General features: G+C 67.0%; 19 protein-coding genes. 11 read left to right on the top strand and 8 right to left on the bottom strand.

Features of this window, described 5'->3' with window-relative positions; translation table 11 throughout:
- Nucleotides 1–7: 7 nt before the first annotated feature.
- Entirely contained in the window at nucleotides 8–1,675 is a 1,668-nt protein-coding gene (locus A5779_RS19995) for an alpha-keto acid decarboxylase family protein (protein ID WP_064884883.1), read from the top strand.
- A 5-nt stretch (nucleotides 1,676–1,680) separates the two neighbouring features.
- On the opposite strand, the gene A5779_RS19990 is transcribed toward A5779_RS19995, so the two are convergent.
- Nucleotides 1,681–2,121, bottom strand: coding sequence for an SRPBCC family protein (locus A5779_RS19990; protein WP_064884881.1), 441 nt, complete (start codon nucleotides 2,119–2,121; stop codon nucleotides 1,681–1,683).
- Between the two features lie 33 nt (nucleotides 2,122–2,154).
- Here A5779_RS19990 and A5779_RS19985 point away from each other — a divergent pair, with 33 nt between their 5' ends.
- Nucleotides 2,155–2,502, top strand: a complete 348-nt coding sequence (locus A5779_RS19985; RefSeq protein ID WP_064884879.1) for a UBP-type zinc finger domain-containing protein — start codon at nucleotides 2,155–2,157, stop codon at nucleotides 2,500–2,502.
- Here the strand turns inward: A5779_RS19985 and A5779_RS19980 are convergent.
- Together A5779_RS19980 and A5779_RS19975 are read right to left on the bottom strand one after the other, a co-directional pair.
- The gene (locus tag A5779_RS19980; RefSeq protein ID WP_064884877.1) at nucleotides 2,499–4,055 is read right to left on the bottom strand and encodes a phytoene desaturase family protein; all 1,557 of its coding nucleotides are present in this window, start codon (nucleotides 4,053–4,055) and stop codon (nucleotides 2,499–2,501) included. The genes A5779_RS19985 and A5779_RS19980 overlap by 4 nt on opposite strands.
- Nucleotides 4,056–4,131: 76 nt before the next feature.
- Entirely contained in the window at nucleotides 4,132–4,737 is a 606-nt protein-coding gene (locus A5779_RS19975) for a TetR/AcrR family transcriptional regulator (RefSeq protein WP_064884875.1), read from the bottom strand.
- 90 nt (nucleotides 4,738–4,827) lie between these two features.
- On the opposite strand from A5779_RS19975, the gene A5779_RS19970 reads away from it, so the two are divergent.
- Nucleotides 4,828–5,304: a DUF2834 domain-containing protein gene (locus tag A5779_RS19970; protein ID WP_064884873.1), complete on the top strand. Its 477-nt coding sequence runs from the start codon at nucleotides 4,828–4,830 to the stop codon at nucleotides 5,302–5,304.
- On the opposite strand, the gene A5779_RS19965 is transcribed toward A5779_RS19970, so the two are convergent.
- The 3 genes from A5779_RS19965 to A5779_RS19955 are packed head-to-tail and all read right to left on the bottom strand — an operon-like array spanning nucleotide 5,297 to nucleotide 6,752.
- Entirely contained in the window at nucleotides 5,297–5,896 is a 600-nt protein-coding gene (locus A5779_RS19965; protein WP_064884871.1) for a TetR/AcrR family transcriptional regulator, read from the bottom strand. The two genes, A5779_RS19970 and A5779_RS19965, sit on opposite strands and share 8 nt — an antisense overlap.
- Nucleotides 5,897–5,920: 24 nt before the next feature.
- Complete coding sequence (locus tag A5779_RS19960) at nucleotides 5,921–6,163, bottom strand: hypothetical protein (protein ID WP_064884869.1); 243 nt, start codon at nucleotides 6,161–6,163, stop codon at nucleotides 5,921–5,923.
- Nucleotides 6,164–6,185: 22 nt separating this feature from the next.
- Nucleotides 6,186–6,752, bottom strand: coding sequence for a YdcF family protein (locus tag A5779_RS19955; protein ID WP_064884867.1), 567 nt, complete (start codon nucleotides 6,750–6,752; stop codon nucleotides 6,186–6,188).
- 333 nt (nucleotides 6,753–7,085) lie between these two features.
- Here A5779_RS19955 and A5779_RS19950 point away from each other — a divergent pair, with 333 nt between their 5' ends.
- The 4 genes from A5779_RS19950 to A5779_RS19935 are packed head-to-tail and all read left to right on the top strand — an operon-like array spanning nucleotide 7,086 to nucleotide 9,905.
- The gene (locus A5779_RS19950; RefSeq protein WP_064884865.1) at nucleotides 7,086–8,006 is read left to right on the top strand and encodes a TIGR04222 domain-containing membrane protein; all 921 of its coding nucleotides are present in this window, start codon (nucleotides 7,086–7,088) and stop codon (nucleotides 8,004–8,006) included.
- Entirely contained in the window at nucleotides 8,003–8,869 is an 867-nt protein-coding gene (locus A5779_RS19945; protein WP_064884942.1) for an MbnB/TglH/ChrH family RiPP precursor modification enzyme, read from the top strand. Before A5779_RS19950 ends, A5779_RS19945 begins: the two co-directional genes overlap by 4 nt.
- Nucleotides 8,866–9,048, top strand: coding sequence for an SCO6045 C-terminal-like domain-containing protein (locus A5779_RS19940; RefSeq protein ID WP_064884863.1), 183 nt, complete (start codon nucleotides 8,866–8,868; stop codon nucleotides 9,046–9,048). Before A5779_RS19945 ends, A5779_RS19940 begins: the two co-directional genes overlap by 4 nt.
- A 38-nt stretch (nucleotides 9,049–9,086) precedes the next feature.
- On the top strand, nucleotides 9,087–9,905 hold the full coding sequence (locus A5779_RS19935) for a L,D-transpeptidase (protein ID WP_064884861.1): 819 nt from the start codon (nucleotides 9,087–9,089) through the stop codon (nucleotides 9,903–9,905).
- Nucleotides 9,906–10,186: 281 nt separating this feature from the next.
- Here A5779_RS19935 and A5779_RS19930 read toward each other — a convergent pair whose 3' ends face one another.
- A complete protein-coding gene (locus tag A5779_RS19930; protein ID WP_064884859.1) occupies nucleotides 10,187–11,584 on the bottom strand; it encodes a hypothetical protein in 1,398 nt (465 codons plus the stop codon).
- Nucleotides 11,585–11,709: 125 nt separating this feature from the next.
- Between A5779_RS19930 and A5779_RS19925 the strand changes: the two genes are divergently transcribed.
- Entirely contained in the window at nucleotides 11,710–12,342 is a 633-nt protein-coding gene (locus A5779_RS19925) for a hypothetical protein (protein ID WP_064884857.1), read from the top strand.
- Nucleotides 12,343–12,508: 166 nt separating this feature from the next.
- Here A5779_RS19925 and A5779_RS19920 read toward each other — a convergent pair whose 3' ends face one another.
- Nucleotides 12,509–12,856, bottom strand: coding sequence for a DUF2200 domain-containing protein (locus A5779_RS19920; RefSeq protein ID WP_064884855.1), 348 nt, complete (start codon nucleotides 12,854–12,856; stop codon nucleotides 12,509–12,511).
- Nucleotides 12,857–12,907: 51 nt separating this feature from the next.
- On the opposite strand from A5779_RS19920, the gene A5779_RS19915 reads away from it, so the two are divergent.
- The 3 genes from A5779_RS19915 to A5779_RS19905 all read left to right on the top strand — a co-directional run bounded on the left by A5779_RS19915 (nucleotide 12,908) and on the right by A5779_RS19905 (nucleotide 14,339).
- Nucleotides 12,908–13,399, top strand: a complete 492-nt coding sequence (locus A5779_RS19915) for a hypothetical protein (protein ID WP_064884853.1) — start codon at nucleotides 12,908–12,910, stop codon at nucleotides 13,397–13,399.
- Nucleotides 13,400–13,455: 56 nt separating this feature from the next.
- Nucleotides 13,456–13,764, top strand: coding sequence for a hypothetical protein (locus A5779_RS19910; protein WP_082941761.1), 309 nt, complete (start codon nucleotides 13,456–13,458; stop codon nucleotides 13,762–13,764).
- Between the two features lie 68 nt (nucleotides 13,765–13,832).
- Nucleotides 13,833–14,339, top strand: coding sequence for a hypothetical protein (locus A5779_RS19905; protein WP_236734817.1), 507 nt, complete (start codon nucleotides 13,833–13,835; stop codon nucleotides 14,337–14,339).
- Nucleotides 14,340–14,467: the final 128 nt, after the last annotated feature.

Below are 14,467 nucleotides of genomic sequence, written 5' to 3'. Positions count from 1 at the left end.
CTAAGGCATGAGCGAAAACGGCTACACCGTCGGCGACTACCTGCTCGACCGGCTCGCCGAACTCGGTGTGACCGAGGTTTTCGGCGTTCCCGGCGATTACCAGCTGGAGTTCCTCGACCACATCCTCGCCCACCCGACGCTCCGCTGGGTGGGTGGCGCCAACGAGCTCAACGCCGGCTATGCCGCCGACGGCTACGGCAGGCTGCGCGGCATGGCCGCGCTGGTCACCACATTCGGGGTCGGTGAGCTGTCGGCGGCGAATGCGATCGCGGGCAGTTATGCCGAACATGTGCCGGTGGTGCACATCGTCGGTGCGCCGTCCAAGGATTCCCAGGCGGCGCGTCGGATCGTGCACCACACCCTGGGCGACGGGGACTTCGATCACTTCCTGCGGATCAGTCGCGAGATCACCTGCGCCCAGGCGAATCTGGTACCAGCGACCGCGACGCGCGAGATCGACCGGGTGCTCTCTGAGGTGCGCGAACAGAAGCGGCCCGGCTACCTGTTGATCGCGACGGATGTGGCCCGGTTTCCCACCGAACCTCCCGCCGCACCACTGCCCCGCTACACCGGCGGCACCAGTCCGCGGGCCCTGTCGATGTTCACCGCCGCGGCCGCCGAGTTGATCGGGGATCATCCGCTGACCGTGCTCGCCGATTTCCTGGTGCACCGCCTGGACTGCGTCGACGAACTCAGCGCGCTGCTGTCGGCCGATACGGTCGGTCACGCCACCCTGATGTGGGGCAAGAGTCTGGTCGACGAGAGCTCACCCAACTATCTCGGCATCTATGCCGGTGCAGCCAGCGAAGATTCGGTGCGCGAGGCGATCGAAGACGCTCCGGTGCTGGTGACCGCGGGCGTGTTGTTCACCGACATGGTCAGCGGCTTCTTCAGCCAACGCATCGACCCGGCCCGCACCATCGACATCGGCGCCAACCAGAGCGTGGTGGCCGGGCAGGTCTACGCCCCGCTCGACATGTCGGCCGCGCTCGAGGCTGTCACGGCGATCCTCACCGAGCGCGGCATCACCTCACCCGCGCTGCCCCCGCTCCCCGTCCGAACGCACACCGACCCACCCGGGCGCGATGCCGCGTTGACACAGGAAGCCTTGTGGGACCGCCTTTCTGAGGCTCTCACGCCCGGCAATGTGGTGCTCGCCGATCAGGGCACCTCGTTCTACGGCATGGCCGGACACCGGTTGGCGTCGGGTGTGACGTTCATCGGCCAACCACTGTGGGGCTCGATCGGCTACACCCTGCCCGCCGCGCTCGGGGCCGGGGTGGCCGACCGGGACCGCCGCACCGTGCTGCTCATCGGTGACGGCGCCGCCCAGCTGACCATCCAGGAGTTGGGCGCCTTCGGCCGTGAGGGCCTGACCCCGGTCGTCGTGGTGGTCAACAACGACGGCTACACCGTGGAACGCGCAATCCACGGTGTCACAGCCGAATACAACGACATCACCGGTTGGCGCTGGACGGAGCTGCCCGCCGCGCTCGGCGTCCCCGATGCGCTCACCTTCCGGGTCAGCACCTACGGCGAACTCGACGATGCGTTGACCGCCGCGGCGGCCACCCCGGACCGGATGGTGTTTCTCGAGGTGATGCTGGGCCGGATGGACATCCCGCCACTGTTGACCGAATTGGCGCAGTCCGCCTCGGACGCCAACTCGAGTTAGGCCTGCTAGCCCTTCTTGACCTTGAGCACCTGTTTGCGCAGGCCCTCGGTGGCGGTCTCCACGCCGCCCTTCATGGTCCGCTTGAGGATGAAGCCCGGCAGCGGCACCGACAGGTCGATGGAGATGTCGAACCGCACCTTGGTCTTGTCACCATCGGGGGTCAGGGTGTAGCTGGCGTCCTGGGCCTTGAGCTGGCCTGCGCGCACCAGCGTCCAGCTGACTTTGTTCTCGCTCCAGGTGTATTCGATGACCTGCTCGTCGGTCAGCCCGGCGGCCTTGACCGTCATCTTCACCTGCTTGGGCCGACCGTCGTCGTAGGACTCGAGGATCTCGGCACGCTGATATTGCGGCGACCAGCTCGGCGTCGCCTCGACATCGGCAACGACGTCGAGGATCTCCTGGGGCGTCGCCTCGATCACTACTTCACGGGAATCGCTGGTTGCCATGCGGCGAGATTACCCGGGGCTACGCTCAGCGATATGACTAATCCGGTCGATCCGACCGCTCGCCCCAGCGGACCCGGATGTGCGGAGTGCACCGCCGATGGAGGCTGGTGGGTCCATCTGCGACGCTGCGCGGCGTGCGGCCATATCGGGTGCTGCGATGATTCGCTGGCCCGTCATGCCTCGGCGCACTGGCGTGAAAGCGGGCACCCCATCATCCGCTCATTCGAGCCGGGCGAGGACTGGTTCTGGAACTTCGAGACCAACCAGTACTACGACGGGCCCGAGCTCGCGCAGCCGCAGCATCATCCGACGGACCAGCCGGTGCCGGGCCCCAAGGGTCGGGTGCCCAAGGACTGGGCCGAACAGCTCCGCAATCGCTAGCCGGCCAGCACCGCCATGGCCGCGTTGTAGCCGGGGATGAAGGTGATGCCAGGGCCGCCGTGGCACCCGGCGCTGGCCAGATACAGACCATCGATCGGAATCGGCTGACCGACATACCCTTTGGGCCCGGGGCGATTGGGCCCCATCTGCTCCGGATGGATCAGGCCGTGGCAGTAGTCGCCACCCGGCGCGCCGAACATGGTGCCCATGTGGCGAGGTGTGAACGTGGTGTGCCGAATGATCCGCCGCTCGAAATCCGGTGCCAGCCGGGTGATCTTCTCGATGACCCGCCGCCCCATCTCATCCTTGAGTTCGCCGTAACCGGATGCCGACTCCTCGACCGGGAACCACAGCGCGAACGCCGAGGCGGCATGCTTGCCCGCCGGGGCCAGCGTCGGATCGTGGGCCGACGGGATCTGGAAGGCGATGGCAGGATCGGCGGGCACGATCCCGCGTCGAGCGTCCTGCCACTGCTGCTGCAGTTCCTCCGGGGTGCTGAAAAGGCCGATGGCAGCCTGCATTTCAGGGTCGTTGAGCATCTCGTACGGAGCATCGAAGGTGGGGGCTCCGTCGAGGGCGAAATGCATCTGCAGATAGCTGCCACGATGGTCGATGCGGGTGAACCGCTCGCGCACCTCGGCCGGCAGCGCCTCGGGGTCGATCAGCTTGGTCACCGTGGTGTCCGGGGCGATCGCGGACACCACGACGGGCGCGGTGACCGTCGTACCGTCGGCCAGTCGCACGCCTGTGATCCGTCCGTCGTCGACCGATATCCGGTCGACGCTGCTGCGCAACCGCAGCTCACCCCCGGCGGCGGTCAGCAGGGCGTGCAGATGTTCGGTCAAAGCGCCGATTCCGCCGGCCAGCTTCTTCATCAGCACGGCGTTCTCGTCAGGCACCGCCAGGCCGTAGGCCAGCGCGGCCGCGCTGCCCGGCGTCTCCGGCCCGCGATAGGTGGTGTTGACCGCGAGAAACGCCAGCATGCCGCGTAGCGCCCCGTGCTTGTCCTTGTCCGGCAGGTAACGGTCCAGGACGTCGCTGACCGACCCGAACAGCAGGTCATCGATGGCTGCCCGCTCGGATTCTGTTGCCGCGCAGGCGTACATCTCATCGAGCGTGCGAGGCGGGCGACCCGCGTCGAACCGGCCCAGCGCCCGGGTGGGTGCCAGGCTCCAGCCCATCAGGCCCGCCATGCCGGCCACCGCGTCGGCGCCGTGAACCTCACCGAGGTGACCCAGCATCTTCATCGGGTCGGCGTAGTAGACCACCGGCGGGTCGCCGATTCCACGCAGTGACACCGACATGACCTCCAGGTCCACGGTCGGCAAGGCGTCCAGCCCCAACTCGGCGCTGACCACGGCCGAGGTCGGGAACTGCAGCGACCCGGCGATCTCGAAGCGGTAGCCGTCGAAAAGCTCCACGGTCGAGGCCATCCCGCCGGCATACCGCTTGGCCTCCAGACACAGGGTGCGCATTCCGGCCCGCGCCAACAGAGCTGCCGCGGCCAACCCGTTGTGCCCGGCGCCGATCACGATCGCGTCGTAGTCCGCCATCGCTTGAGGCTGGCACCGATCCGGATGTTTTGTCAATAATGACAAAACATTGGACGAACCGGCACCGAGCTCGGACTCAATCCAGCCCGGAGCGCAACGCTTCCAGCGCGGTCCGGCACATCCGCGCCAGTTCGGGCAGCGATCGCTCCCCCGCCTCGTTGCCCACCATCCACAACTCCATGGCGCCGAACACCGAGGCCGCAACGCATCGGGCCGTCACCACGATCCGCAGCCGGTCATCGCCCTGCGGGACCTGGCCCCGACGGGCAACGAGCAGTTCGGCGACCGCGTCGGCGAAGTCCGATTCGACCTGGCGAATGTGGCGCACGATCCGGTCGGGGTCGAGTTCCACTGCGCGCATGCTGGCGATTTTCGTCACCGCGTCGACGTCGTAGGGGAACGCCAGGATGGCCGACTGCACCGAATCGAGGACCGATTCCGACGCGGGGCGTTCGGCCAGCGCAGCGCGAAACCAGTGCAGACCGGCATCGTAGTCCGCGAACAGCAGGTCGTGTTTGGACGTGAAATGCCGGTAGAACGTGCGCAGGGAGACCCCGGCGTCCGCGGCGATCTGTTCGGCCGAGGTGTCTTCGACCCCTTGGGCGAGAAATCGCACCAACGCGGCCTGCCGCAGCGCCTCGCGCGTGCGCTCACTGCGCGCGGTCTGCGCGGGCCTGGCCATGGCAGTGAAATTACCGTATCGCCGACCCGTAGCCGGACGACTCGAAATGTCAATATTGACAAAACTTCGGATCGCGAGTGTGCTCACGCCATGGTGTCGCTCATCGTTCATGCAATTCTGGGCGTGGCCGTCGTCGCGCTCGTCATCCGGCTCAATCCTGGGATCTTCGCCCGCCCGCCCGGGCCGGCGCTGTCCCGCGTCGAACTGGCCTTCTACGTCGTCGGCCTCGCATCGATCCCGATCTGCTGGTACTTCAACATGCGGTTCGTCGCGCAGTACGCCGTACCCGGCGGCAACCCGATCTGGGGGCCCGGAAGTTGGGCCGAGTTCATCGCACTCGGGTACACCAACCCCGCCGCCGGCTCGGCCAGCGCCGACTACACGATCGCGAATGTCATTCTGCTGCCGCTGTTTACGATCATCGATGGGCTACGACGCGGCATCCGCCATCCCTGGCTGTTCTTTGTCGCGAGCCTGTTCACCAGCTTCGCGTTCGCATTCGCCTTCTACTTCGCCACCATCGAACGGCAGCGCCGCCACCAGCAGGCCGAGGTCACCGTCAGCTGAGCGGGGTCAACATCGCGGTGCAGGCCTGCACCGCGTCCTCGATGATCTCGCCCACCTCGCCGCCGCTCTCGACGGTCATCGCGGTGAGCTCACGCAACCCGCCGATCATCATGATCGTGCGGCGCCGAGAGATCGACACCCCGGCCGCTCGGAACGCCTCAGAGCTGGTCATCACCTGCACCATCGCGACGAAATTCTCCATCGACTCCCGTTGCAGCGTCCGCGCCGCGGTCCCCATGGTCGGCAGATCGCGAATCCAGGCCAGCATCAACTCTGGGTGGGCCTGATACGAGCCGATCCACGCCTCGACCGCCTGGCGGACCTGAGCCTGCCACGGCGCATCACGATCGACCACCCGGGCGATCTCCCGCACATGCTTGGTGTTGACCGTCGTCAACAGCGCAACGAAACACTCCTCACGGCTGGCGAAGTGCTCATAGAACGTGCGGCGCGACGTCTTGGCCCGCCGCACGATGTCGGCGACCGTGGTGTTCTGATAGCCGTCCTCGACGACCGACTGAATCATGGCATCGAGCAGCCGCGACCGGAACGCGCTCTTGTCGGCCTCAACCGACGTCGTAGGACTGTTCATCTCGGGCTGCCATGGTAGTGCCGGTCAACGACGCACGGTGGGGCTATGGCCGACGCTGGACCGCGCCCCCGGGCTGGCGGACGGTGGTCGGTTCTGCCGGAAGCTCAGACAGACCCCGAGATTGCCGCCCACACACGGCACCCCGTTGACCGTCGGAACGGGACCCCCGGAACGGTTGCCGGTCGGATCCAACGCGGCCGGTTCAGCGGCGGCAGGCGGTGCGAACACCACCACCAGCGCGACGACGGCCAAGACGATCCGACCCATTCCGGCAGCGTAACTCCGCAGGTCAGCCGATCGGCGTTATCGGGCTCAGGACGTCGCGCACGAACTGCGCGATGTTCACCGACGGGTTTCCGTCCGGGAAGCTCACGGTGGCCAGCACAGTGCCGCCGGCGTCCGCGAAGTTCTGATCCGCACGGCCCTGATGAGTCGAAGAGGTCACCACGATGATCCCGGTGGCCCCGGCCTTCTTGGCCAGCGGCACCGAGAACTGCGCGTTCTGCACGGTGCTGTTGGCCTTGTCCTCGACGATGATCCGGTTGGCCGGGAAACCCAGCATGAGAAGCAGATTGCGCATCTGCGCCGCCTCGGTCTGACCGTTCTGCGGGTTGCCGCCGGTGACGATGACAGGCGATTGCGGGAACGACTGCGCGATCGCCAGCCCCGTGAGCACACGGTGATACAGGATCGCGCGCATCGACCCGTCCGGCTTCAGCCCGTAGCCCAGGATGACGATGGCTGGCTTGGTGAAGTCCTTGCCGGCCACCGGCGGGACTGCCTGGGCGACGGGCGCGCTCAGCCCGCCGAACACCACCGTCACGGCCAGGACAGTTGCCGCCAACCCTCGGCGCACAGGTTCACCCCCGAAAAAATTGCGACACGCGTGATTATCGATGCCTCTGAGGGCGATGTTACAGATAAGGTCCGTGAGGCGCAGTGTGCCTACTGTGACTTTCCAGGTGTTCCGGCACTTCCGCGCCCGAAATCACGGGCTTCGGAACACGCGCTGACGCAACGGATTTTCCTCATTCAACGGCCAATGAGCCCTCACCAACTCCTGTCCCCCGCCGTGCACGCTGGCTGGTTCAGCCGGGCGTGCGCCACAGCGATCCGACTGAAAGTTGTGACCGGTAACGGGCACAGCCCCGGCACGGTGGTCTGAACCGAACACCAGGAGGTGACTGTGATGTCGATCCACGAAGTGCTTGATTTTTACGCGTCAGCCCCGTACGCAGATGCGAAATGGTATTTGGCCGCACTGGTCGCAGCGGCGGTCTTCGCGGTGCTCTGGCGGGCCGCCACTGCCCCGCGGCGACCGGCAACCCAGGAACCGATCAGCCCGACCGAGCTCGCACTGCTGCGATCGGACATCGCGCCGGTGGTCGCCGCCCTGGCCGGACTTCGCGCCAGTGGACGGATCACCGGCGACGGACGAGTAGACCGCGCGGTACCCGCCGGCCCGGAGGACGACCGGTTCACCGAACAGACGCTGGCGCGGGTCGCGGCCGATCCGGGGCACACCGTGCCGGGCCTGTTCACCGATTCCCATGCCGACCTGGCCGCGCTGGAAGAAAAGCTGGCCGAACGTGGTCTGCTCCGCAGCCGGTCCGAGCGGACCCGGATGCGGTGGGGCGCGGCACCGTCGTTTCTCGTGCTGGCAATCGGCATCGGCTACTGCGTGTACCTCGCGACCCATGCCGAAGACCAGCCGAGCTACGTGGTGCCGTTGATGGTGCTGATCCTGGCGACGGTCTTCTACAGCGCCGTGGTGCTGCCCCGGCTGCTCACGGTGGGACGGCTGACGCGCGCCGGCCGGCAACGGTTGGCTGCCGAGCAGGGCCGCCTGGCCTACCTCAACCCGGCCGAGCGCCCGGCGTACGAAACGTATGGGCCGGCAGCGGTGGCCCTTTCGGTGGCATTGTTCGGCACCGGAGCACTGTGGGCGGTGGACTCCGACTACTCCAGTTCCGTGCAACTGGCCGGGGACTCCTCTGGCGGCGGCGCTGACGGTGGCGGCTGTGGCGCCTCCTGCGGCGGCGACGGCGGCGGCGGTGGTTGTGGAAGCGGATGTGGTGGGTGCGGCGGCTGCGGAGGGTGCGGCGGATGACCACCGCGACCCGCACCGTGCCGGCACTGGGCGACGTGGGGTTGGGGTGGCGCCGCGAGATCGCCGGGCTACTAGCCGACCTCACGCCGGGCTTCTGTGAGGTGATCGCCGAGACGGTGCCGATACGGCGCCGTCGGGCCCGGCCTGATCCGATGCTCGCCGGGCTCGCGGCCGCCGGGGTTCCGGTGATCCCACACGGGGTCGCGCTGTCCCTGGGCGGTGCGGAACCGGTGCAGGCGGCCCGAATCCGTCGATTGGCGGCCTGCGCGGAGGCATTGGGATCCCCATTGGTCAGCGAGCACATCGCCTTCGTGCGGGCCGGCGGGATCGAGGCGGGGCACCTACTGCCGGTGCCCCGCACCCGCGAGGCACTGGATGCATTGGTGCACAACATCACCCGCACCTCCGCGCAGCTGCCCGTACCACTGGCGGTGGAGAACATCGCGTCCTTCGTGGAGTGGCCGGAATCGGACCTCAGCGAGTCGGAATTCCTCACCGCGCTGGTGGAACGCACCGATGTGCTGCTGGTGCTCGACGTGGCGAATGTCTATGCCAATGCCCGGAATCGGGGCCTCGACCCGCAACGCGAGCTCGCCCGGCTCCCCATCGAGCGGGTCGCCTACAGCCACGTCGCAGGTGGCCGGCAGGGTGACGACTTCTATCACGACACCCACACCGATCGGACGCCACCGGAGGTGCTGGACCTGGTTACCGCGTTGCGTGAGCGGGTGGACACCCCGTTCATGCTCGAGCGTGACGGGCGGTACCCACCCGCGGCAGAGCTGTTCGACGAACTGGACGCGATCGCCACGGCCGCGGGGGCCGCACCGATCACCTCCCGCGCACGAAAGGTGTGGGCATGAGCGAAAGCCTGGCTCGGCGGCAGGAAGCCCTCGTCCGGGCTTTGGTGGCCGACGGTCCGGTGCCGCCCGGTTTCGATCCGGCGGCAGTCACCGCGGCAGGCGAGGTGTGTCGTCACAAACGCGACGCGCACTCGGGTGCCGCCCCTCGGCGGCGCCGGTGGTGGTCGGTGTGGCGCTGAAATACCGGACAGCCCGGGCAGCGTGACACGATGGTCAGATGAGTGACTGGACGAGGGGAAGACTTTTCGGTGCCTTGAGGGCGGCCGGAGCGGCTTCGATGGTGGGCTGTGCATTGGTGTTGGGCGCCGGTGCCGCGCAGGCAGATCCGGCTCCGTTCGAGCCGCCGAGGCTCGTGCCGGCCGACGGCGCGACCGTCGGTGTGGCCCAGCCGGTCATCATCAACTTCCCAGGCCCCGTCGACGATGCCGGTGCCACCGAAAACGCCATCCACATCTCGTCGGTCCCGGAAGTGCCCGGCAAGTTCTACTGGATCACCCCCACGCAGCTGCGGTGGCGTCCGCTGAGCTTCTGGCCCGCCCACACCACGGTCACCGTGGATGCCGGCGGCACGGTGTCCAACTTCAACATCGGGGACGCGCTGGTGGCCACGGCCAACGACGCCACCCACCAACTGACCGTCACCCGCAACGGGGCCGTGGAGAAAACCATCCCGATGTCGATGGGCATGGCATCGGGCGGCCACCAGACTCCGAACGGCACCTTCTACGTTCAGGAGAAGCTGCCCTCGGTGGTGATGGATTCGTCGACCTACGGTGTTCCGGTCAACTCGCCGAACGGATACAAGCTGGACGTAGATCTGGCCGTCCGGTTCGACGACAGCGGCGACTTCGTCCACAGCGCCCCGTGGTCTGTGGCCGATCAAGGCAAGCGCAACGTCAGTCACGGCTGCATCAACATCAGCCCGTCGAACGCGCAGTGGTTCTTCGACACCGTCCGCCCGGGCGATCCCATCATCGTTCAGAACTCGACCGGCACCTACACCCGCTACGACGGCTCCAACGACTGGCAGATCTAGGAATCGACAAATTGTGAGCTGCGGCCAGGTTCAGCCCCATAGGGTTCCAGACATGGCCGAAGATTTCGCAGCTGTTCGCCAACGACGTGTTCGCGCGGCCCGCTTCGTCCTGCTGGTAGTTGCGCCGCTCGTGATCTTTCTCGCATTGCTGTCCTTCGGCATGGATTAGATCGTGGCGCTGGCGCTTTCGGCGATCGCGTTCGCGATCACGTTCGTCCGCTGGCGCCTCAGGGAAGGCACGTGGCCGTGGGAGCCGCCGCGGTGACACCCAAGCCGTAGCTCTAATCCAGAAGGGCCGCGACGGTTCCCACGATCGTCGTCAGCAGTCGATCCGAGGCCGGTTGCCACACCCCGTGGCGTTTCTTCGGTGTGATGTCGACATGGTCCCCGTCGCGCGTGACCCGCCCCGTGGCGAGACTGATTCTGAATCCGTTTACCTCGATGTGCCTTTGGGTGATTCGGACCGGCTCGGCGGCCTCGAACTCCGCCAGGACGTGTTCCAGGATGACGCGTCGCGTTGCGAGCACTCCCGCGGGTGACTGCGGGGCGGCGCAGCCGAATTCGGACTCCCCCTCGGTCGCGACGGTTGAGGCACTGACGATCAGATCGGCCGATCGAATGAGCTCGGACACCGCGGGCAGGTCGTCGCATCCCTCGGCAGCGATCGTGACGGAACCGTCTGCGGCCATCCCCGGTGCTCCTACGCGCAGGCCTACGGCACTGCAGGTCTCCAGCCCCGAACCCGGGTACACCGGGCCGTCGAACCACATCTCCGCGCCTACTGCGCCCACTCGTCGGCTGATCGATTCCTGGGCTCCGGACGTCCATCCCTCTGCGCGATAGAGGCCCGCCAGCTGCCGCACGTTCAGAACCGCGTGACCTTCGACCAGCCGGCCCGCGTCGGCGAAAGCGCCTGGCTCGCCGAGGAATGCGAGCCCATCGACGATCTGCCACACCAGGCTTGCGCTGATCGGCGCGACCGGGACAGCGAATGCAGCGTCGACCCAGGTCGGATACGACCACGACGCGGAAGCGAGCCACCCCGCCTCCAGCGACTTGGTCCACGTGGTCAATTGAGCCTTGGTTGGGGCGGTTTCGAACGGTAGCCGCAAGGCGACGTCCGGGCGGCCGGCAATGGCTCGACGAGCCTCCTTGGTGTATCTGGTGAACTTCTTCTTGATCCCGGCGTGCCGTACGTCGCGCGTTGTGTCCGCGAGGCCCGCCACGCTCTCTGGGGTCGGCGCGGCCATGATGGCGCGTGCAAGCGCGAAGGCTGTCGCCTGGGACGGAGCCGACTTGGCTGCTGCCTCAGGTGCGATGGCAGCTCGGCCGAGAATGCGAGGGATCGGTTCTGCCCAGTCTGCGTCCAGACTGAGCGCAACGAGCGCGGCACGCTCGATCACCCTGGCGTCGTCCGCGGTGAATGCCTTGTCGGCGACAAACGGCTCGGTGCCGTCGTGGATGGCAGCGAGTCGCGAGTCCGCGAGCGTCAGGATCCTGCGCGCGAACTCGAGGTACTCGGGGTCCCTACCGAGCTGCTCGATCAGTGCGCGCAGGACATCGTGGTCCTGCCCGACGATCACCCACTGAGAACGCAGCATCCCCAACGCGTTCGCGGCAGGCAATCCGAGACGAACTTCGGTATGGGCTTCCAGTTCCTCGAGGAACCCGTCGGTCATGGTGGAGAGGGTACGAGGGGGGTAAGACGTTGGCCGCATTGGCAGGACGCGCAGTGGAGCACTGCGGCACATGAATTGGGCCCCGCCGCTGCCCTTGGGTCACAGTGCTGTGGCAACATCCGCCCATGAGCATGCTGGGCGCCGAGCCGGGTGCACCCCGACCAAACCTCCGGGTGAAGTACATCGTGGCCATCGTCGTAGCGGTTGTCTTGGCCGTCGCCGCGGGAGTCGCGGTCGCTGTTGGTGGACCCGGCCGGATCAGCCAGATGTTCGGCGGCGTCGCGCGCGAGGATCTGTTCTCGTCGCAGCGGCTGGACTCGGAACTGGACGTGGTGCGCGCACAGCTCGGTGACCTGCCGATGCGGCGAGTGGACGTGACCTCCAACCTGATCTCGGTCGAGGCCGTCGCCGCTGACGGCCAGCTCCACATGTACTGGATCCGCGACGGCGAGGTGGAGGACATGGACTCGATTGCCGACCTGCACGCGGGCGAACTGGCGTTCACCGCGGCGGATCTGTCGGGACAGCGGATACGGGCCGCGGTGTCCGATGTCCGCAGCCTCGGGAAGCCCGGTGACATCGAGCTGGTCTCCTACCTGACCCGCCCGCGGCATCCGCAGTCGGTGGCGGTGTGGATCCGGCACGACCCCCTGAGCTCGGTGCTGCACTTCGATCCGCGCGGCGGCAGCACCGTGGTGCGTGAGGAGTCGATCGAGACCGACGAACACACCTCGTCCTTCGGCGGCTGCTGGTGCTGAGATACGAAGCGGGGAGCTCCTGGACGAGTCGGTGACGGTTTGCCGGCGGTCGAAGAACGGCGAGAGCGAAGCCGCTCCTCGGGCCGAGCTGGTCGGCCCAAACCGGGATCACGAGATCTCGCAGTGACAGCGGGTGCGGGAGTAGTCCACCGCTTGGGGATCCCGACTACGCCGTGCGCAGCACCTTGTTCATCGGCTTGCCGCGAGCGAGCTCGTCAACGAGCTTGTCGAGGTAGCGGATCTTTCGCATCAGCGGGTCCTCGATCTCCTGAACCTTCACCCCGCACACGACGCCGGTGATGAGCGAGGCGTTCGGGTTCAGAGAGGCATCGGCGAAGAACTCCGAGAACGAGGTCTCGTCAATGAGATGGCCCCGCAGCGTCGTCTCGTCGAATCCGGTCAGCCAGCAGATCGCCTCATCGAGTTCGGCCTGTGTGCGGCCCTTGCGCTGCATCTTCGCCAGGTAGTGCGGGTACACCGCGGCAACGGCGGTGCCGAAGATCCGGTGCTCCATGCATCGAGGCTACGGCCCGGTGGTGTCCCCGCGCCGTGCCAGACTGCTGTCGTGACCGGCAGCGTGGATCAGATCCCCAAGGCCACCACGGAGTGGACCGCTCAGCCCGGCGACGCGCGCCGGGCAACGCTTTCGATTCTGCGGCAACCCGCGCTGTGGAAACGGCTGCTGACATTCACGACGGTGGTCGCGGCGATCGCCGCCGCGGTGTGTGTCGTCAACGGCAGCGGGTGGCTCGTCGGGTCCGTCATATTCGCGGGGGCAGCTGCGGTGTACGCGGCGTTCGCAGTCTTGGTGAGTCTGGTGTGCGCCTACATCCCGAACCGGCGAGTTCTGCGTACCGGTTCGCGATGGGCCGCCGGCGGTGACGAAACCCGAATCCGTATCGACACCCCGGCGTCCACTCTGGTCATCAGCCGCAGCAACATCATCTCGGTCCGCCCGGCCGGTGCCCTGATCGTGCTGCGAGTCCGCCCCAACCAGGTTCTCGGGATCCCGACGGCGCTGTTCGCCGATCCCGCACTCGTGAGCCTCATCGACTGACGTGTCCACGTAGTTCTACTGATCCGGCCGCGGGCCGTTTGGCCAACGATGGTGCCATGAGCCGCGAACTGCGCCGCAACCCTGCACTGTCGATGATCGGCATCGTGGCGATGGTCATCGCATACGTGCTGGCGTTCACCGTGCTTTCCGACACGAACATGGCGTCGAAGTTCGAGAATGGCGTCGTGCCGCCCGGGGCCGACGTGGCAGGTGTCCGAGCCGCTGCGGTCGGGAGCATCGTCGCCGCCCTGGGTGCATGGGTGTCCGTGGTCACCGGCCGCGCGATCATCCCGATCGTGCTGGTGCTCGTGGCCTCTGCGCCGTTCGCGCTGCTCTCGCTCTTCACGTTGCAGCTTGCCTGGTGACGCGAAGGCACGGCCCGTCTATTTGCTGCGCCACCGACTTCGGTTGTGGGGTAGATAGACTCCGCCGTGTGGGTGTTGCCAGGGTCGTCGGCCATGTGAGCTGGTGGATATTCGTCGTCGCTCGGCTGATGTCGGAGCTGGGATTGACGATGGGCGGCGGGATGCCGCGGCGCTACGCCGACTACAGCGCCGATTCCATTTTCGGCTCCGGCCTGGGCCAAGCCGACTACGGCTGGACCGCCTATGAACCGTTGACCGACCGGCCGCCGTCGGCCTTGGCCGACCCGTTCTACAGCGCGAACATCATCGTGACCGTCTCAGTGGCAGCCTTGGCCGTCACCGTGATCGCGGCGCTCGTCGAAGCCGTCCTCGGGCGGCGGTGGCTGTCAGGTGCGGGGACCGTGCTCGCTCCGATAATCGGCGCGGCGATCATCCTCACCGCGCTATATGAACGAGCGGGGTTCCTCGGCGGAGGTCAGCTCGATCTTCCGCCGCTGCTCGTGTTCCTCCTGGTGCTCCTCGGCATCGCCACGCGAGAGGTGTGGAGCCGAGCACTGGCGCCGCGGCTGACGTGAAGACCCGGGAACTTGGTTGCCCGCCACGGGCACACCCTTGCGGACCCGTCGATAGGCGGCGGCTCTACCAATATGCGCTCATGCCGGAACGTCCCCAGAATGCAGAAAAACCCACCGTCGCCGATGGG

The organism is Mycolicibacterium peregrinum (genome assembly GCF_001665625.1).
In the GTDB taxonomy this organism is placed as follows: Bacteria; Actinomycetota; Actinomycetes; order Mycobacteriales; family Mycobacteriaceae; genus Mycobacterium; species Mycobacterium peregrinum_B.
The sequence above is the reverse complement of the archived record's forward strand: the minus strand, read 5'-3'. Positions and strand labels throughout refer to the sequence as shown.